General features: G+C 65.6%; 16 protein-coding genes. 10 read left to right on the top strand and 6 right to left on the bottom strand.

The features are described from left to right. Nucleotides 1-79 precede the first annotated feature (79 nt). The 6 genes from ACO2Q5_RS05975 (at nucleotide 80) to ACO2Q5_RS06000 (ending at nucleotide 8,125) form a co-directional block, all read left to right on the top strand. Nucleotides 80-2,134: a CocE/NonD family hydrolase gene (locus tag ACO2Q5_RS05975; protein WP_423288913.1), complete on the top strand. Its 2,055-nt coding sequence runs from the start codon at nucleotides 80-82 to the stop codon at nucleotides 2,132-2,134. A 101-nt stretch (nucleotides 2,135-2,235) separates the two neighbouring features. Then, complete coding sequence (locus tag ACO2Q5_RS05980) at nucleotides 2,236-3,822, top strand: ABC transporter substrate-binding protein (protein WP_423288915.1); 1,587 nt, start codon at nucleotides 2,236-2,238, stop codon at nucleotides 3,820-3,822. A gap of 10 nt (nucleotides 3,823-3,832) precedes the next feature. Further along, complete coding sequence (locus ACO2Q5_RS05985) at nucleotides 3,833-4,789, top strand: ABC transporter permease (RefSeq protein ID WP_423288917.1); 957 nt, start codon at nucleotides 3,833-3,835, stop codon at nucleotides 4,787-4,789. 10 nt (nucleotides 4,790-4,799) lie between these two features. After that, entirely contained in the window at nucleotides 4,800-5,615 is an 816-nt protein-coding gene (locus ACO2Q5_RS05990; protein WP_423288919.1) for an ABC transporter permease, read from the top strand. Continuing rightward, nucleotides 5,608-7,245, top strand: coding sequence for an ABC transporter ATP-binding protein (locus ACO2Q5_RS05995; protein ID WP_423288921.1), 1,638 nt, complete (start codon nucleotides 5,608-5,610; stop codon nucleotides 7,243-7,245). Before ACO2Q5_RS05990 ends, ACO2Q5_RS05995 begins: the two co-directional genes overlap by 8 nt. A 46-nt stretch (nucleotides 7,246-7,291) precedes the next feature. Beyond that, complete coding sequence (locus ACO2Q5_RS06000; RefSeq protein WP_423288923.1) at nucleotides 7,292-8,125, top strand: alkaline phosphatase family protein; 834 nt, start codon at nucleotides 7,292-7,294, stop codon at nucleotides 8,123-8,125. A 70-nt stretch (nucleotides 8,126-8,195) separates the two neighbouring features. Here ACO2Q5_RS06000 and ACO2Q5_RS06005 read toward each other — a convergent pair whose 3' ends face one another. Further along, on the bottom strand, nucleotides 8,196-9,107 hold the full coding sequence (locus ACO2Q5_RS06005; protein WP_423288925.1) for an alpha/beta hydrolase: 912 nt from the start codon (nucleotides 9,105-9,107) through the stop codon (nucleotides 8,196-8,198). 160 nt (nucleotides 9,108-9,267) lie between these two features. Between ACO2Q5_RS06005 and ACO2Q5_RS06010 the strand changes: the two genes are divergently transcribed. Further along, nucleotides 9,268-9,699, top strand: a complete 432-nt coding sequence (locus ACO2Q5_RS06010; protein WP_423288927.1) for a hypothetical protein — start codon at nucleotides 9,268-9,270, stop codon at nucleotides 9,697-9,699. Between the two features lie 78 nt (nucleotides 9,700-9,777). Here the strand turns inward: ACO2Q5_RS06010 and ACO2Q5_RS06015 are convergent, their stop codons facing one another. Beyond that, nucleotides 9,778-9,984 (bottom strand): cold-shock protein, encoded by a 207-nt coding sequence (locus ACO2Q5_RS06015; protein WP_423288929.1) that lies wholly within the window; start codon nucleotides 9,982-9,984, stop codon nucleotides 9,778-9,780. Between the two features lie 244 nt (nucleotides 9,985-10,228). Here ACO2Q5_RS06015 and parA point away from each other — a divergent pair, with 244 nt between their 5' ends. Continuing rightward, on the top strand, nucleotides 10,229-10,849 hold the full coding sequence (parA, locus tag ACO2Q5_RS06020) for a ParA family partition ATPase (protein WP_423288931.1): 621 nt from the start codon (nucleotides 10,229-10,231) through the stop codon (nucleotides 10,847-10,849). Here the strand turns inward: parA and ACO2Q5_RS06025 are convergent. From ACO2Q5_RS06025 to ACO2Q5_RS06040, 4 genes are all read right to left on the bottom strand, one after another. Then, complete coding sequence (locus tag ACO2Q5_RS06025; protein WP_423288933.1) at nucleotides 10,846-11,199, bottom strand: hypothetical protein; 354 nt, start codon at nucleotides 11,197-11,199, stop codon at nucleotides 10,846-10,848. The genes parA and ACO2Q5_RS06025 overlap by 4 nt on opposite strands. Beyond that, nucleotides 11,199-13,157: a DNA topoisomerase IV subunit B gene (parE, locus tag ACO2Q5_RS06030; RefSeq protein ID WP_423288935.1), complete on the bottom strand. Its 1,959-nt coding sequence runs from the start codon at nucleotides 13,155-13,157 to the stop codon at nucleotides 11,199-11,201. Before parE ends, ACO2Q5_RS06025 begins: the two co-directional genes overlap by 1 nt. 215 nt (nucleotides 13,158-13,372) lie before the next feature. Next, nucleotides 13,373-14,392 (bottom strand): LLM class flavin-dependent oxidoreductase, encoded by a 1,020-nt coding sequence (locus ACO2Q5_RS06035; RefSeq protein ID WP_423288937.1) that lies wholly within the window; start codon nucleotides 14,390-14,392, stop codon nucleotides 13,373-13,375. Between the two features lie 138 nt (nucleotides 14,393-14,530). After that, nucleotides 14,531-15,190, bottom strand: coding sequence for a glutathione S-transferase family protein (locus ACO2Q5_RS06040; protein WP_423288939.1), 660 nt, complete (start codon nucleotides 15,188-15,190; stop codon nucleotides 14,531-14,533). 156 nt (nucleotides 15,191-15,346) lie between these two features. On the opposite strand from ACO2Q5_RS06040, the gene ACO2Q5_RS06045 reads away from it, so the two are divergent. Both ACO2Q5_RS06045 and ppk2 read left to right on the top strand, forming a co-directional pair. Then, complete coding sequence (locus tag ACO2Q5_RS06045; RefSeq protein ID WP_423288941.1) at nucleotides 15,347-17,098, top strand: LuxR C-terminal-related transcriptional regulator; 1,752 nt, start codon at nucleotides 15,347-15,349, stop codon at nucleotides 17,096-17,098. 277 nt (nucleotides 17,099-17,375) lie between these two features. Beyond that, complete coding sequence (ppk2, locus tag ACO2Q5_RS06050; RefSeq protein WP_423288943.1) at nucleotides 17,376-18,314, top strand: polyphosphate kinase 2; 939 nt, start codon at nucleotides 17,376-17,378, stop codon at nucleotides 18,312-18,314. The last annotated feature ends 109 nt before the right edge of the window (nucleotides 18,315-18,423 follow it).

The following is an 18,423-nucleotide window of genomic DNA, read 5'->3' on the forward strand; positions in this document are numbered from 1 at the left end:
GAGAAACGGCGGAAACCTTCCTGATAATTGCGCGCGGGGGTGTGCTTATGGTCATGTTAGCGCTGCCTGGAAGGTGAGGATGACCGTCAGGACCGAGTTTCCCCGCCACGTGACCGAGACCGAGGATATGGGCATCCCGATGCCCGACGGGGTGCGCCTGTCCGCCCGGGTCTGGATGCCGGAGGATGCCGCCGAAAATCCGGTGCCGGCCATTCTGGAATACATCCCCTATCGCAAGCGCGACGGGACCCTGCCGCGGGATGAGATGATGCATCCCTGGTTCGCGGGCCATGGCTATGCCGCCGTCCGGGTGGACATGCGCGGCAATGGCGACAGTCAGGGCCTGATGGACGACGAATACAGCGCGCAGGAAATGGCCGATGCGCAGGCGGTGATCGACTGGCTGGCGGCACAGCCGTGGTGCACCGGCGCCGTGGGGATGATGGGCAAGAGCTGGGGCGGCTTCAACTGCCTGCAGACGGCCTTCAATCAGGGCGCGGGCAACCTTGGCCCCGAGGAGGGGCCGCTGAAGGCGGTCGTCTCGGTCTGTTCGACGACGGACCGCTTTGCCGATGACATCCATTTCAAGGGCGGCTGTCTTCTGGGCGAGAATTTCGGCTGGGGGGCGGTGATGCTGTCCTATTCCTCACGCCCGCCGGACCCGGTGCTGGTGGCCGACTGGCGGGGTGAATGGCTGCGGCGGCTGGAGGCGGAACCGTGGCTGGCGCCCCGCTGGGCGGCGCATCAGGCGCGGGATGGCTATTGGGCCCATGGCTCAATCTGCGAGAATTGGGCGCAGAACCGGGTGCCCATGATGATCTGGGGCGGCTGGGCCGACAATTACATGAACACGCTGGCGGCGGCGGTGGCGCATGTGCCCGCGCCCGCGAAGGCGGTGATGGGGCCCTGGGTGCACCAGTATCCGCATACGGCGGTGCCGGGGCCGCAGGTGGGGTTCCTGCAGGTGGCGCTGCGCTGGTGGGACCGCTGGCTGAAAGGGATGGAGAACGGGGCCGAGGATGACCCCGCCTATCGCGCCTATATCCTGCATTCCGAACCGCCCGATGCCAGCCCGCGCCACCGGGCCGGGCATTGGGTGGCCGAAGCGGAATGGCCCTCGCCGCGGGTGAGGCCGGTTCTTTGGCATCTGGCCGCGGAGGCGGGGGTTTCACACCCCCGCACCCCCGTGGGATATTTGAGCCAAGATAAAGGCGAGGCATTCCGTCTGGACATTGCGACCCCGCAGCACCTTGGGCTGGCGGCGGGTGAGTTCTTTCCGATGGGGCTGAACGCCGAGATGCCGGGCGATCAGGCGGGCGACGATGCCATGTCGGTCTGTTTCGACGGGCCGGAGCTGGAGGCGCCGCTGGAGATGCTGGGCGCGGCGCGGCTGCGGTTGCAGCTGAGTTCGGACCAGCCTCTGGGCTTTGTCGTGGCGCGGCTCTGCGATGTGGCGCCGGACGGGCGGTCGGTGCGGATCGCGCATGGCATGCTGAACCTGTGCCACCGCGACGGGATGGCGGAGCCTGTGCCGATGGTGCCGGGGCAGACGGTGGAGGTGGCGTTCACGCTGGACCAGATGGGATACCGGCTGGCGGCGGGGCACCGGCTGCGGCTGGCCTTGTCGAACAGCTATTGGCCCTTCGTCTGGCCTTCGCCCGCGGCGGGGCGGCTGGTGCTGACCGGCGGCAGTCTGGAACTGCCGGTGCATCAGATGTCGCAAACGGAATGGGACCCCCCGCCGACAGAACATGCAACCCAATGGAAACACAAGGTCTTGCGTCCGGGCAAGACAAGGCGATATGTTGAAACCGACATGATTGCCGGAACCCATGCCCTGATCGTCGAGGATGATCTGGGCGACAGCGAAAATCTGGACCATGGTCTTTGCACGGGCGAGACCATGACCGAACGGTGGGAAATCCGCCCTGACGACCCTCTGTCCGCGCGCGCCGTCCACATCTGGGAGCAGCGTCTGTCGCGCGGGGACTGGTCCGTCCGCACCGAGGCGCGGGCCGAGATGACCGCCAGCGTCAGCCATCTGCGCATGACAGCCCGGCTGGTGGCCTTTGAGGGCGACAGGGTGGTTTTCGAACGGAACTGGGATGAGGAGGTGCCGCGCCGCTTCGTCTGAGCCTTCGCAAAAATCGTTGCCCGGTTGTCGGGTTCGCGGTTTATTGATTCGCAAGTCAACAAAGAATCCCGGGAACACCGGGCTGGACAGGGAGAATAGGAATGACCGAGAAACTGGACTGGATCGTTGGCCAGGCCCGCAGCGGCCGCATGAGCCGCCGCGAATTCCTGGGCCGCAGCACCGCGATGGGACTGTCGGCAGCGCTGGCGGGGGCATTATATTCCAAGGCGGCGCTGGCGCAGGAGCCGAAGAAGGGCGGGCTGATCCGGGCCGGTCTGGCCGGGGGCGAAAGCACCAACTCGCTGGATCCGGCGCTGGCGGCATCGGAAGTGCCGTTCATGACCAACGTGACCTGGGGCGAAACCCTTGTGCGCGAGGGCGCGACCGGCGGCGTCGAGATGCGGATTGCCGAGGAAGTGTCCTCCTCGCCCGATGCGAAGGTCTGGACCTTCAAGATCCGGCAAGGGGTGGAATTCCACGACGGCAAGACCGTGACGGCCGAGGATGTGGTGGCCACGCTGAAGCGCCACACCGACGAGGCCGCGCAATCCGGCGCACTGGGCGTGGTCAAGGACATTGCCGAGATGAAGGCCGAAGGGGACATGGTGACCCTGACGCTGAACACCGCCAATGCCGACCTGCCCTATCTGATGGCCGATTATCACCTTGTGATCCAGCCGGGCGGCGGCGTGGACAATCCGGCGGCGGGCATTGGTGCCGGCCCCTATAAGGTTGAAGTGTTCGAGCCGGGTGTCCGGATCGGATTTACCAAACATGCGAATTACTTCGACAGCGGCACCGGCCATGCCGATCAGGTGGAGTTCCTGATCATCAACGACAACACCGCCCGGACGGCGGCGCTGCAGTCGGGGCAGGTCCATATGATCAACCGGGTGGACCCGAAGATTTCGGAGCTGCTGAAAGGCGCGCCCGGGGTTTCGGTGAAATCGGTGCCGGGCCGCGGCCATTATGTCTTCATCATGCATGTGGACAAGGCGCCCTTCGACAACAACGACCTGCGCATGGCGCTGAAGCTGGCGATCAAGCGGCAGGAGATGGTGGACAAGATTCTGGGCGGGCTCGGCTCGGTCGGGAACGACTTTCCGATCAATGCTGCCTATCCGCTGTTCGACGACACCATCCCGCAGCGGGAATATGATGCGGCGGCGGCGGCGGAAGCCTACAAGAAATCCGGCCATGACGGCAGCCCGATCGTGCTGCGCGCGGCGCCGGGCGCCTTCCCCGGCGCGGTGGATGCGGCGAACCTTTTCGCGGCTTCGGCCAATGCGGCGGGCATTCCGCTGACCGTGCAGCTGGAGCCCGATGACGGCTACTGGTCGAACGTCTGGAACGTGCAGCCGTTCTGCGCCAGCTACTGGGGCGGGCGTCCGGTGCAGGACCAGATGTATTCCACGGCCTATCTGTCGACGGCGGACTGGAACGACACCAAGTTCAAGAATGCCACCTTCGACGAGCTGCTGCTGGCGGCGCGGGGCGAGCTGGACCAGGCCAAGCGCAAGGACGAATATTCCAAGATGGCCCATATCCTGCGCGACGAGGGCGGTCTGATCCTGCCGATGTTCAACGATTTCGTGGACGGTGTACGCGACGAGGTGCAGGGCTGGACCGAAGACCCGAACGGCGAGCTGATGAACGGCCGCGCCATGGTCAAGTGCTGGCTGGCCTGAGGCGGCGCCGGTGCATCCGATCCTGAAACTGGTGATCCAGCGCGTGGCGCTGGGTCTCCTCCTCATGCTGGCCGTGTCGGCGGTGATCTTTCTGGGGGTAGAGGCCCTGCCGGGCGATACCGCGCAGCAGATCCTTGGACAATCGGCCACGCCGCAGGCGCTGGAGAATCTGCGCGCGCAGCTGGGGCTGAACGATCCGCCGCTGGTGCGGTATTTCAACTGGCTCGGCGGTGTGGTGACTGGCGATCTGGGCAAGTCGCTGACGAACGGCACCGACATCGCGCAGGCCATCGGCCAGCGTCTGGGCAACACGCTGTTCCTTGCGGTCACGGCGGCCATCATCTCGGTGCCGCTGGCGCTGATCCTTGGCATCGTGGCCGCGCGCTATGCCGGGCGCTGGCCGGACAAGGTGATCTCGGGGATCACGCTGTCCACCATCTCGCTGCCGGAATTCGTGGCGGCCTATTTCGTCATCTTCCTGCTGACACAGGTTTTCCCGGTGTTCCAGCCGGTGGCCATGGTCTTCCCGGGGATGAGCCTCTGGGCCAAGCTGAATGCCGTGGCGCTGCCGGTCATCGTGCTGGTCCTTGTGGTGCTGGCCCATATGATGCGGATGACCCGCGCGGCCATCCTGAACGTGATGCAATCGGCCTATGTCGAAACGGCCGAGCTGAAGGGCCTGCGCCCGATCACGATCATCTGGAAACATGCCTTCCCCAATGCCATCGCGCCCATCGTCTCGGTCGTGGTGCTGAACCTCGCTTATCTGGTGGTGGGGGTCGTCGTGGTCGAGGTGGTCTTCGGCTATAACGCGCTTGGCCAATATCTGGTGGATCATGTGACCAAGCGCGACCTGCCGGTGGTGCAGGCGGTGGGGCTGGTCTTTGCCGCGGTCTATATCGGGCTGAACATTCTGGCCGACGTGGTTGCCATTCTGGCCAACCCGCGTCTGCGGCATCCGAAATAAGGGGGTGGCGATGCGCATTCCGCTTTCCGCCCTGATCGGCATGATCTTTACGGCGGGCTTTGTCCTTGCGGCGATCTTCGCGCCGCTGATCGCGCCCTATGGCGTGGGTGAGACGGTCGGCGGTGTCTGGGACCCGCCCTCGGCGCAGAACTGGCTGGGCACAGACACCATCGGCCGGGATATCCTGTCGCGGCTGATCTATGGCGGGCAGATCACGATTTTCGTGGCGCTGGCCTCTTCGGTGCTGGCCTTCGGGCTGGGGTCGTTCTTCGGCTTCCTCGCCGCGGTCAAGGGCGGCTGGACCGACCAGATCCTGAGCCGGATCGTCGATCTGATGATGGCCATTCCGTCGCTGATCGTGGCTTTGGTGATGCTGTCCGTGCTGCCGCTGAACCTGACGGTGCTGATCCTTGTGATGGGTGTGCTGGATTCCACCCGCGTCTTCCGGCTGAGCCGGGCGGTGGCCATGGACATCACGGTGATGGATTATGTCGAGGCCGCCCGCCTGCGGGGGGAGCGTCAGGGCTGGATCATCTTCCGCGAGATCCTGCCCAATGCGCTGTCGCCCTTGGTGGCGGAATTCGGGCTGCGGTTCATCTTTGCCGTCCTCTTCATCTCCACCCTGTCCTTCCTTGGCCTTGGCGTGCAGCCGCCACTGGCGGACTGGGGCGGCATGGTGAAGGAAAACAAGGACGGGCTGATCTACGGCAAATCCGCCGCCATGGTCCCCGCCGCCGCCATCGCTGTGCTGGCGATTTCGGTCAACCTTGTCGCCGACTGGGTGCTGACGCGCACCTCCAGCCTGAAAGGGGGCCGCGGTGGCTGACGATCTGCTTCTGGACATCAAGGGCCTTGTGATCGAGGCCACCTCCTACCCGCCCGGAGAGCCGCCGAAGAATGTCACGCTGGTGCATGGCGTGGACCTTCAGCTGAAGAAGGGCCGGGTGCTGGGGCTGATCGGCGAATCCGGCGCCGGGAAATCGACCATCGGCCTCTCGTCCATGGCCTATGGTCGCGGCGGGGTGCGGCTGACCGGCGGTACGATCCGGCTGAACGGGCGCGAGATCCGCACCGCCGGCCCCGATGTGCTGCGCAGCCTGCGCGGGCGCGAGGTCACCTATGTCTCGCAATCCGCCGCGGCCAGCTTCAACCCGGCCAAGCGGCTGATGGAGCAGGTGATCGAGACCACGCTGGCCCGCGGCCTGATGCCCAAGGCCGAGGCGGAGGCCCGCGCCGTGGGCCTGTTCCGCAAGCTGGGCCTGCCCAACCCCGAAACCTTTGGCCGCCGCTATCCCCATCAGGTGTCCGGCGGGCAGCTGCAGCGGGCGATGACGGCCATGGCCCTGTGCCCGAAGCCCGATCTGGTGGTGTTCGACGAACCCACGACCGCGCTGGATGTGACGACGCAGATCGACGTTCTGGCCGCCATCAAGGAGGCCATCGCCGACACGCAGGTCGCAGCCCTCTATATCACCCACGATCTGGCCGTGGTGGCGCAGGTCGCCGATGAGATCATGGTGCTGCGGCACGGGCGCATGGTGGAGCTGGGACCGACGGCCCAGATCATCCACGACCCGCGCGAGGACTATACCCGCGCGCTGGTGTCTGTCCGCGGGCTGGAACATGCCGAAAAGCCCGAGGCGCCGCCGGTGTTGAAGGTCGAAGGCGTGACGGCGCGCTATCGCGGCACGAATTTCGATGTGCTGAAGAATGTTTCGGTCGATCTGGCACCGGGGCAGACGCTGGCGGTGGTGGGCGAATCCGGCTCGGGCAAATCCACGCTTGCGCGGGCGATCACCGGGCTTTTGCCGCCGGCCAAGGGGCGGATCAGCTTTGCCGGGCGGCAATTGTCGGCGGATTTCGCAAACCGGACCAAGACCGATCTGCGCGAAATCCAGATGATCTATCAGATGGCCGATACGGCGATGAACCCGCGGCAGACCGTGGGCACCATCATCGGCCGTCCGCTGGAGCTGTATTTCGGTCTGCGCGGGGCGGACCGCGACCGCCGGGTGCAGGAACTGCTGGATCAGATCGAAATGGGCCGCGGCTTTGCCGACCGCTATCCGGCGGAACTGTCGGGCGGGCAGAAGCAGCGGGTCTGCATCGCCCGCGCGCTGGCGGCGAAGCCCAAGCTGATCATCTGCGACGAGGTGACCTCGGCCCTCGACCCGCTGGTGGCGGATGGCATCCTGAAGCTTCTCCTGAACCTTCAGGCCGAGGCGCAGGTGGCCTATCTGTTCATCACCCATGATCTGGCGACGGTGAAGGCCATCGCCGACAAGATTGCCGTGATGTTCAAGGGGCAGGTGGTCCGCTACGGCCAGAAATCCGATGTTCTGGCCCCGCCTTTCGACGATTACACCGACCTGCTGCTGTCCTCGGTCCCGGAGATGGAGATCGGCTGGCTGGAAGGCGTGATCGCCCGGCGCAAGATGGCCAGCGGCGGGAACTGAGACTGTCCCTGCCGCCGCACGGGGGGCAGGGCGTGCGGAGAGTGAGATGACGAAACTTCTTCTGATCATCCTGGACGGGGTGCCCTATGCCAACTGGCGGCGGCTGTTCGGCAATCTGGAGGGCTGGGTCGAACAGGGCGAAGCGCGGGTGCGGCGGATGCGGGCGGTGTTGCCCTCGACCAGCGCCTGCTGCTATGCGTCCATCCACACCGGGCTGCCGCCGCAGGTGCACCGGATCTGGGACAATGCGGGCATTCGCCGGCTGGAATTTCCCGACATCTTCAGCGAGGCGACAAAGGCCGGTCGGAAGACCGGGGCGGTCACCCATTCCTACTGGTCGGAATTCTTCAACCGCGCGCCCTTCGATGTGGTGCGCGATATCGAATATGATGAGCCGGAGGGGCCGATCACCCATGGCCGGTTCCATACGATGCACGGCTACGGTCATGTGAACCAGATGACCCCTGCCGACTATGACCTGTTCGGCACGCTGACCCGGCTGGCCGAGGTGAAGGGGATCGACTACGGCATCCTCCACACCTGCACGCTGGACAGTATGGGGCACCGTTTCTATCACGACTGCGAAGAGATGGACGATGCCTGCTTCAAGATGGATGCGACGCTGGCCCCGTTCATCGACCGATGGCGGCGTGGCGGATATGAGGTGATCGTGACCGCCGACCACGGGCAGGATGCCCGGGGGCATCATGGTGGCACGGGTGAGGCGCAGCGCGATTTCGCCTTCTATTATTTCGGCGACAGCCCGCTGCCGCCGGAGGATCAGGTGCTGAACCAGCTGGCTCTGGCGCCGTCGATCCTGACGCGGATGGGGGTTCCGGTGCCGGAGACGATGACGGCGCCGCCGTTCCTGTCGCGTTGACGGCTCCTCCTGCGCCCTGGGCTTGTCATCGCAGGGGCCGGTGGCGAGCAGCCACGCCTGGAACGGCCGCTTAGAACGGCCAGCGTCCCGCGGCAAAGGCGCCGACCGCTGCCAGAATACGTTCGAAACTGTCTGCGGCCCTCGGCACCGTGCTGCGGGCCCGCAGATAGCCGTGCACGAGGCCGCGTTCGGTGACCGCATGGGCCCGTCCGCCGGCGGCGGTGATCCGCGCCGCATATTCCGCCGCATCATCGGCCAGCGGGTCACATTCCGCCGCAATGGCCAGCGTCATCGGCAGGCGGGTGAAGTCGGTGTCCTGCAGCGGTGCGACCGTGGCATCCCCCGGCGGAGGTTCCACGCCGCCATGGCGGATGCCTGCATAGAATTCCACATCCGCCCGCGTCAGCATGGGCGCATGGGCATGGGTCTGATAGCTGCCGCGGCTGCGGTCCCCGCCAAGGCCCGGATAGATCAGAACCTGCCCGAGGATTCGCGGATCGCGCAGCCTGTGCGCCGCTGCCGCCGCCAGATTGCCGCCCGCGCTGTCCCCCGCCAGCACCAGCGGGCCGGGCGTGGCGGCGATCACCGCGCAGGCATCCTCCAGCGCGGCGGGGTGGCGATGTTCGGGCGACAGGCGGTAGTCGACCGCAATGACCCGCAGGCCGGTGGCATGGGCCAGCCCCGCGCAAGCCTCGTCATGGCTGTCGAGCCCACCCACCACATAGCCGCCGCCATGCAGCCAGATCACCGTGGCGGGGCCGGTCCCGTCATAAACCCGGCAGGGCACGCCGCCGATCCTGCGGTCTTCGACCCGCAGGCCTGCGGGGCGGGGCAGTCGGAAGGTCGCGCACATGGCATCATAGATCGCGCGTTGCTCGGCAATGCTGCGGCTGGCGGTATCGGGCGGATAGGCCGCCTCGGTCCTGCGGATGAACTCCCAGGTCGGGGCGTCGATAAGGGTTTGGTAATCCGGAGCGGTCATGATTCCCGTATCAGGGCGCGGGTCCAGTCTGCGTCAGCCGCCAGCATGGCGCAATCGGGCAGAACGGTGGCAGACACGCGCAATGTTACCCGATTGATCTCACAATCCTACCGTTTTTCCCGGCAAGACTGGAGGCCGGTATCAATGCATGGGGGCTATCATGCAGGCATTTCACGATTTCGACCGCAGTTCGGCGCTTCCCGTGGGCTGGGGCGTCCGCATTCTGGCGCTGACGGCCAGCGCCTCCGATCCGGTCATCAACCGGCTTGCCGCGCTTGGCGGCCCGGTTGAGGTCGAGACAGAGCTTTACGCCGCCCTTGCCGCGCTGATCGACGATCCTTCGGGCTATGGCCTCTTCGTCATGCAATGCGACGATCTGGGCGGGGCCGAGACGGGGCGGCTTGCGATGCAGACGCTGGCTGCCGTAGGCAGCCGGGTGCCGGTCATCCTGATCAGTGCCGAACACCGCCTGCAGGATTTCCCGTTTTCCAGGGATGAACCCGTCTGCCTGCGCGCGCCTTTGTCGGCGGTCAGCCTGCGGGTGGGGTTCGAACATGCCCTGCGCGGCCGGCTGATGTGGAACGCCGCCTGACCCCGCGCCGGATATGAAAAAGGCGGCCCCGACCGGGACCGCCTTTTCCGTTTGGCGCGGCCCGAAGGCCGCGGCAGATCAGGCCAGAGCGATGTTGGTGGCCGATTCACGGCCGTCGCGGCTGGTTTCCAGATCGAAGGTCACGGCCTGGCCGTCCTTCAGGCCACGCAGGCCAGCACGCTCCAGCGCGGTGATGTGGACGAACACGTCCTTACGGCCGCCCTCGGGGGCGATGAAGCCGTAGCCTTTGGTTTCATTGAACCATTTCACGGTGCCCTTGGCCATCGTGAAGTCTCCTGTCGAATGCGCCACCCGCGGAATGCGGCGGCCCGGCTCAGTCAGCTTGGATCGAGAACTGCTGCCGAGGCCGGTGACAGGTCGAGAAAAGATAACGTCGCAGATTCCAATATGCCCTTTCTGGCCACAAAACTCAAGCCGTGGCGCAAGGGCGCAGGGATGTCGCACCCGTCATGGCTGTGCGTCCCCACGGTTTGTCGCTATGCTGCGCCGCAGCGAAGGGAGAATCGCCATGGGTCGCGTCATCACTGTGGCACAGCAGAAGGGCGGCGCGGGCAAGACCACGCTGGCCGCGAATCTGGCGGTGGCGTTCCGGCGCCGCGGCCTGAAGGTCGCGCTGCTGGACACCGATCCGCAGGGATCGCTGGGCCGCTGGTTCATGCTGCGGCGGGAACGGCTGGGCGATCCGGGGATGGAATTCTCCACGGCCTCGGCTTGGGGCGTGGGCTACGAATGCGAAAAGCTGCGCAAACTGGCCGATATCGTGCTGGTCGATACCCCGCCCAAGGTGGACGCCGACCTGCGCCCCGCTTTGCGCGAGGCGGAACTGGTGCTGATCCCGGTGGCGGGGTCGATGGTGGACCTTTGGGCGGTGGATGGGGTAATGGATCTTGTCCGGCGCGAGGGGCGGCAGGCGCTGATCGTGCTGAACCGCATCCGCGCGGGCACACGGCTGACGGCCGATGTCGCCGCCGCAGCCGAAGCCGCAGGCGGTGTCGCGGCGTCGCGTCTGGCCTCACGCGTCAGCTATGCCGAAAGTCTGGGGCAAGGGCAGGGTGCTGCCGAACGCCCCGGCCCCGCCGCGGCCGAGGTGGACGCTTTGGCCGATGAAGTACTGGCCGCGCTGGACTAGGCGCTGCGGTCCCAGACCAGAAACCGGGTGGTGGCGAACCGGCCGAATGGCAGGAACTGGCTGTGCCAGTTGTCGCGGAACCAGCGCAGCGGCACCGCATAAGATCCCGGAATCATTGCCGTTTGCGGGATGCTGCCCAGGATCAGCCGCGACCCGGCCTTGAAGCCCAGCCAATTGATCATCGCCATCTGGCCCAGAAGATCGTCAAACACCATCATGTAGCATTTGGCATCCTGCGCGGGCGGCGTCGGGAAATACATCAATGTCCCGGCCCAGAGCAGCGTATCCGGTTTCCGCACCTCGACATAGTGCTCACCCAGCACCTCCAGCCGGAACAGCGGCCGGGTCATCACACGTCCAGCTCCTCCACGAAGCGGGCATTTTCCTGAATGTACTGGAACCGCAGTTCGGGCTTCTTGCCCATCAGCCGCTCGACCAGATCGCCGGTCGAGCCGCCTTCTTCCTCGTCGATGGAGACGCGGATCAGCTTGCGCGTCTCGGGGTTCATGGTGGTGTCCTTCAGGTCCTTGGCATCCATCTCGCCCAGCCCCTTGAAGCGCTGCACGTCGATCTTGCCCTTGCCGCCCAGACCCTTCTGCAGCCATTCTTCTTTCTCGGCATCGTCGGCCACATAAAGCCGCTTCGCCCCCTGCGTCAGCCGGTAAAGCGGCGGGCAGGCCAGATAGAGGTGGCCCTTGTCGATCAGCGGGCGCATCTGCGTGAAGAAGAAGGTCATCAGCAGGCTGGCAATGTGGGCGCCGTCCACATCGGCATCGGTCATGATGATGATCTTGTCATAGCGCAGATCATCCACTTTGAACCGGGTGCCCATCTGCACGCCAAGCGCCTCACAGATGTCGCGGATTTCGGCATTGTCGCCCAGCTTGTTGGAGGCCGCGCCCAGAACGTTCAGGATCTTGCCCTTCAGCGGCAGCAGGGCCTGATAATTCCGGTCGCGCGCGCCCTTGGCGCTACCGCCGGCCGAATCGCCCTCGACCAGAAAAATCTCGGTCCCGGAACGGTTGGAGGCCGAGCAATCGACCAGCTTCCCCGGCAGCCGCAGCTTCCGCGTGGCGGTCTTGCGCTGCGTCTCTTTCTCGGCCCGGCGGCGCAGGCGTTCCTCAGCCCGCAGGACAAGGAAATCAAGGATCGCCCCCGCCGATTTCGGGTCCGCCGCCAGCCAGGTGTCGAAATGGTCGCGGACCGCGTTTTCCACCCATTTCGCCGCCTCTTCAGTGGCCAGCCGGTCCTTGGTCTGGCCCACAAACTGCGGTTCGCGCACGAAGACCGAAATCAGCGCACAGCCCCCGGTCAGCATGTCCTCGCGGGTGATCTGATCGGCCTTGCGGTTCTTCACCCGCTCGCCATAGGCGCGGATGCCCTTCAGGATCGCCGCCCAGAAGCCGGTCTCATGGGTGCCGCCCTCGGGCGTGGGCACGGTATTGGTGTAGGAGGAGATGAAGCCGTCGCGCATCGGCGTCCAGTTGATCGCCCATTCGACTGATCCGGGAACGCCGAACTTCTCCTTGAAGCTGACCTTGCCCGCAAAGGGGCGATCGGCATAGGTCTGGTCCTTTTCCAGCTGCTCGCTGAGATACTGGCCCAGACCGCCGGGGAAGTGGAACACCGCCTCCATCGGCATATCGCCGTCCGGGATGGCGGATTTCCAGCGGATTTCCACGCCCGAGAACAGATAGGCCTTGGACCGCGCGGCCTTCATCAGACGCGCGGGTTTGAAGGCCTGATGCCCGAAGATCTGAGCATCCGGGTGAAAAGTCACCGTGGTGCCGCGGCGGTTCTGCGTGGCGCCGACCTTCTGGATCGGGCCAAGCGGCTTGCCCCGGGAAAACTCCTGAACGAACAATTCCTTGTTCTTCGCCACCTCGACCCGCATGTGGTCGGACAGCGCGTTCACGACCGAGGAGCCGACGCCGTTCAGCCCGCCGCTGGTTTCATAGGCGTCACCGTTGAACTTGCCGCCCGCGTGCAGCGTGCAAAGGATGACCTCCAGCGCGGATTTGTCGGGGAATTTGGGATGGGGGTCCACCGGGATGCCGCGGCCGTTGTCGCGGATGGTCAGGCTGCCATCGGCGTTCAACTCCACCTCGATGCGGGTGGCATGACCGGCCACCGCCTCGTCCATCGAATTGTCGAGGATTTCCGCCGCAAGGTGGTGATAGGCCCGTTCGTCGATGCCGCCGATATACATGCCCGGCCGCATCCGCACGGCTTCCAGAGGCTCCAGCACCTGAATGGACGAGGCATCATAGGTCTGGGCCGCCGGAGAGGCGAGAAGGTCATTGGGCATGGGCACCGCTGCTCGGAGATTTCGTGGTTGCAGCCATTAGACCACTGACCGGGGGGCGGGCGCAAGATGTGGGGGAAGAGGAGGGGGGCGCTGCCCCCGTCTCTGGCTGCGCCAGAGCCTCCCCCGGGATATTTGTGCAAACTGGAAAGGCAATTCCACTTTGTCCAAATATCCTCGCCGAAGGCATCCGGCCCCCGCGGGGGCCGGAAGTCTTTTCAGCGCCAGCCGAGCGCGGGGGCGACGTGTTTGACGATGTTTTCGATCACATGGGCGTTGTAGTCCACGCCCAAGGTATTCGGCACCGTCAGCAGAAGCGTATCGGCCTCGGCGATCGCCTCGTCACGGCGCAATTCCTCGATAAGCTTCTCCGGCTCCGCGGCATAGCTGCGGCCAAAGACGGCGCGGGTGTCGTCGATCACCCCGACCTGATCGCTTTCCGGGCGGGAGGAGCCGAAATACATCCGGTCCAGATCATTGGTGATGGCGAAGATCGACCGGCTGACCGAGACGCGGGCCTCGCGCTTGTGGCCGGCGGCTTTCCACGCTTCGCGGTATTTGCGGATCTGCTTGGCCTGCTGGACATGGAACGGCTCGCCCGTTTCATCCCATTTCAGGGTGGAGCTTTGCAGGTTCATCCCCATTTCTGCCGCCCAGACCGCGGTGGCATCCGAAGCGGCGCCCCACCAGATCCGGTCGCGCAGGCCTTCGGAATGCGGCTCCAGCCGCAGAAGGCCGGGCGGATTGGCGAACATCGGGCGCGGGTTCGGCTTGGCGAAGCCCTTGCCTTCCAGGAGTTGCAGATAGACCTGCGTGTGGTTGCGGGCCATGTCCTGATCCGTCTCGCCCTCGGCCGGGGCATAGCCGAAGTAGCGCCAGCCTTCGATCACCTGTTCGGGCGACCCGCGCGAGATGCCCAGTTGCAGGCGCCCGCCCGCGATCAGATCGGCGGAGCCGGAATCCTCGGCCATGTAGAACGGGTTTTCATAGCGCATGTCGATGACGCCGGTGCCGATCTCGATCCGCTTCGTGCGGGCGCCGACGGCGGCCAGCAGCGGGAAGGGCGAGGCGAGCTGGCGGGCGAAATGGTGCACCCGGAAATAGGCGCCATCCGCGCCCAGTTCTTCGGCCGCTTCGGCCAGTTCGATGGATTGCAGCAGCACGTCCGCGGCGGAGCGCACGGCCGAGCCACGTTCATTCGACCAATGGCCGAAGGACAGGAAACCGATCTTTTTCATGGGCGGGTCCTTTGAAAATGCGGGGAAGGCCGATGCCTTCGTTCCCGGCAAATCTAGGCAGCCTGCGCCCCCGGTGCCAGTGCGGCATCTGTGCGCGAATGGCGGAGTGCGGGGCCATTCGCGCACGGATGTGCGGTATCACGCAGGCTCAGCCTCGCGCGCGGCCCAGATTGCGCGGAAGGCGGGGCGGGACTGGCAAAGCTCCAGCCAGTCTTTCACCGCGGGAAACTCGGCCAGGAGACCGGGATGGGCCTGCGCATAACGGAGGCATTCGGCGATGTTGAGATCGGCCACCGTGAAGCGGCTTCCCACCACCCATCCCTCATCCGCCAGATGCGTTTCCAGCCGCCGCAGCGGGCGGCGCAGCTTTTCGGCGCTGACGGCGATGCCGGCCTGACCTTCGGGCTGGCTGGCCGCGCCCGAACCATAGGCCAGCTGGATTTCCAGCGCGGGCGTCTCGATCGCGGACAAAGCGAACATCGACCATTGTTCCATCAGCGCCAGTTCGGCATCGCCGGTCGGGCCAAGCGGCCCGCCATGGCGGCGCGCGATATGGAGCGTGATGGCCAGCGACTCGGTCAGGATCAGGTCATCCTCCTGCAGGACCGGGATCTGGCCCTGCGGATTGACGCGCAGGAATTCGGGCGAGGCGGTGTTCAGCAGCGTGGCGCGGGTCGCGTCATCGGGCAGGCGATAGGCCTGAATCACCGGCACATGGGTGAAGGGCGTGCCCGTCTCGGCCAGAAGCCACAAAGGCCGCAACGCGCGAGAGCGGTGGACGCCGTAGAGGGTGATCATGGGGCCTACTCCCTGAAGGATTTCGCCCGTTTTTCGCGCAAGCGGCGGGCGGCGTCCATGGGGCAGAGAGAAGGCCCGTATCAATCTTTGCGTCGCGGCAGGGGAAAGCCGCCATTTTCCTTGAAACCGGGCGGCCGCCGCGCCTAGGAAAGGCATATGACGGAACCGGGCCCGCGTCAGCAAAGCGCCGAATTCGTCCAGCGCGACCACAAGGCCGAGATCGTGGACCGGCTTTACGATGTGGCGCTGGACCCGATCCGGCTTGAGGAATTGCTGGAAGTCTGGGAGGGCCATGCCGCGGCCCTGCGCGTGGGGCCAGTGGATCGCGCCATGACGCTGGACGATCCAGAGATCGTGGCCCATCTTCGGCGCGCCACGGTGTTTCTGGATCGCTTCGAACCGGCGCGGGAAGGCGGGGCCTTCCGATCCATCCTTGATGACATTCCGCGCTCGGCCGCCTTCGTCTCGGACGGGGGCAGCATGGTGACAGCCTGCAACCGGGCGGCGGCGGTGGCGTTCGGCCTGTCCGAGGGCTGTGCCTTCGCCACCCTGCCGTTCGAGGCCGAGGACCGCGCGCTGCTGGCGGGCGAAATCCGTCGCGTTGCGGGCGGGCGGGCCGAGAAGGTGGTAACGCTGCGCATCCGCTCGGCCGTCACCGGGGGGCCGGTGATCCTGCGCGTCAGCCGGGTCGAGGCGGAGGCGCCGCTGGCCCTTGTCCTGTCCACCGAACTCGTCTGGCCCGAGGGCTTTGCCGGGCTGGTGCAGGAGGCCTTCGGCCTGACCGGGGCCGAGGTGGAGATCGTGCGCGGCATCACCCTTGGTCTGCCCGTCCGCGAGATTGCCGAGGCGCGGGGCCGGTCGGCGGAAACCGTGCGCACGCAGCTGCGGTCGATCCTGCAGAAGACCGAGACGCACAGCCAGTCAGAGCTGGTGCGGGTGGTTCTGGGGCTGATGGATGTGGCCGGCATCCCGGTTGAAGGCGGCGGGGCCGCGGGACGGCCGGGCGGGCTGCCGCCGCGCATGCTGGAAGAGCTGCGTCTGGCCGACGGGCGGCGGCTGACCTGGATCGAATTCGGTGATCCGCAGGGGGCACCGGTCCTGTTCCTGCATCTGGATTACGGGCTGATCCGCTGGCCCGCCGCGGCCGAGCGGGCGGCGCAGGCGCGCGGATTGCGGATCATCGTGCCGGTGCGGGCCGGCTATGGCCGCACCGATCCGCATGGGCGCGGGACCGATCACATCCTTGGCGTGACGCTGGATTATGCGGCGGTGCTGGATCATCTGGGCGTGACGGATGCCATTGCGCTGCCACTCGGGGCCGATCTGCGGTTCGCGATGAACCTGTCCATCCTGCGGCCGGATCTGATCCGCGGCATTCTGGGCTGTGCCTGCCAGCTGCCTTTGCGCACCGCCGCGCAGTATGAGCGCATGGACAAATGGCAGCGGTTCATTCTGGCCAATGCGCGTTATGCGCCGAAGGTGCTGCCGTTTCTGGTGCAGGCGGGGTTTGCGCTGGCCCGGCGTCTGGGGAAAGAGGCGTTCTTCCGTCAGGTCAATGGCGGCAGCCCCGCCGATCTGGAGACCTTTGCCCGGCCCGAGGTTGCCGAGGCGATCCTTGAAGGGTCCGACACCTGTCTGACGCGGAAATGGTCCGCGCATGAGGCCTTTACCCGCGAATGCATCAGTTCGGAAAAGGACTGGTCGGGCATCGTTCTGGCGACGAAGGTGCCGGTCACGCTGCTGCAGGGCGATCAGGACCCGCAGACCCCGGTGCAGACCGTGCGCGAGCTGATGGCCGAATTTCCGCATCTGTCGGTGCGGTTCGTGCCGCAGACCGGGCAGCTTCTGTTCTTTGCCGAATGGCCTATGGTGCTGGATATGCTGGCGGTTCAGGTCCGGAAATCCTGACCTCCCGGTTAATATTCCCGGCCTTACCGCAAACAGGGTATGCGGCCCGCGGCGGGCCTGCCTAGGCTCCGGTCATGTTGTGGTGGCATTCCCGACATGCCTTTTGACCAAGACCTTTGTCCCCGTCTGGCAGGGCGGTCCGATCTTCGGTCGGGCCGCCTTGTTCTTTCCCCGATGTGTCTTTTCCGGCCCGCAAAACCGGCTCGCTTGACCGGGATCAAGGCGAAAGGCCGGTTTGCGGCATAGAATTGCGGCTGTTCCCGTCAGGAGGTGCCGCATGGACGATCAGACCGTTTCGCTTGAGCCCGCAACCATCGTTCCGGCCGCCGGAGACGGGCTGACCGGCCCGCAGCATTTCCCCCGCGCCGATGCCGATGCCATCCGCGAGGCGTTCGAAAGCGGGCGCTATCCCTATGCCCGGCAGATGGGCCGGATCAGCTATGAGACCGAAAAGGCACGGCTGCAGGCCGAGCTTCTGAAAGTGCAGATCTGGGCGCAGGAGACCGGGCAGAAGTTCGTCCTGATCATGGAAGGCCGCGATGCCGCCGGAAAGGGTGGCACGATCAAGCGGTTCATGGAACATCTGAACCCGCGTTATGCCCGGGTGGTGGCGCTGACCAAACCGTCGGACAAGGAAAGGGGAGAGTGGTATTTTCAGCGCTACATCAATCCCTTGCCGACGGCGGGTGAGATCGTCTTCTTCGACCGGAGCTGGTACAACCGCGCAGGCGTCGAACGGGTGATGGGCTTCTGCACCCCCAGCGAATATCTGGAGTTCATGCGCGAGGTGCCGGAGCTGGAACGGATGTTCGTCCGCTCGGGCATCCGGCTTTATAAATACTGGTTCTCGGTCACGCAGGAAGAACAGCGCAAGCGCTTCATCGCGCGCGAGACGGACCCGCTGAAGATGTGGAAACTGTCGCCCATCGACAAGGCATCGCTGGACAAGTGGGACGATTACACCGAAGCGAAGGAGGCGATGTTCTTCTATACGGACACCGCCGACGCGCCATGGACCATCATCAAGTCGAATGACAAGAAGCGCGCCCGGCTGAATTGCATGCGGCATTTCCTGTCCACGCTGGACTATCCGGGCAAGGATGCGGCGGTGGTGGGCACGCCCGATCCGCTGATCGTGGGCAGCGCGGCACAGGTCCTGCGCGGCGTGGGGCGGATTCCGGATGCGGCCAGTCCTCCCGCGGCACGGCTGCGATAGGCGGCCCCTGCGGTTTCCCCAAGGCAGGCCGGGCGCGCATATGTCAGGGATGCGATGGCGGGCCCCCGCCGCCCTTTGCAAAGCCGGGCTGGTCGCGACATTCGCTGTC

The sequence above is a fragment of the Neotabrizicola sp. VNH66 genome, assembly GCF_049445895.1.
Lineage (GTDB): Bacteria > Pseudomonadota > Alphaproteobacteria > Rhodobacterales > Rhodobacteraceae > Pseudogemmobacter.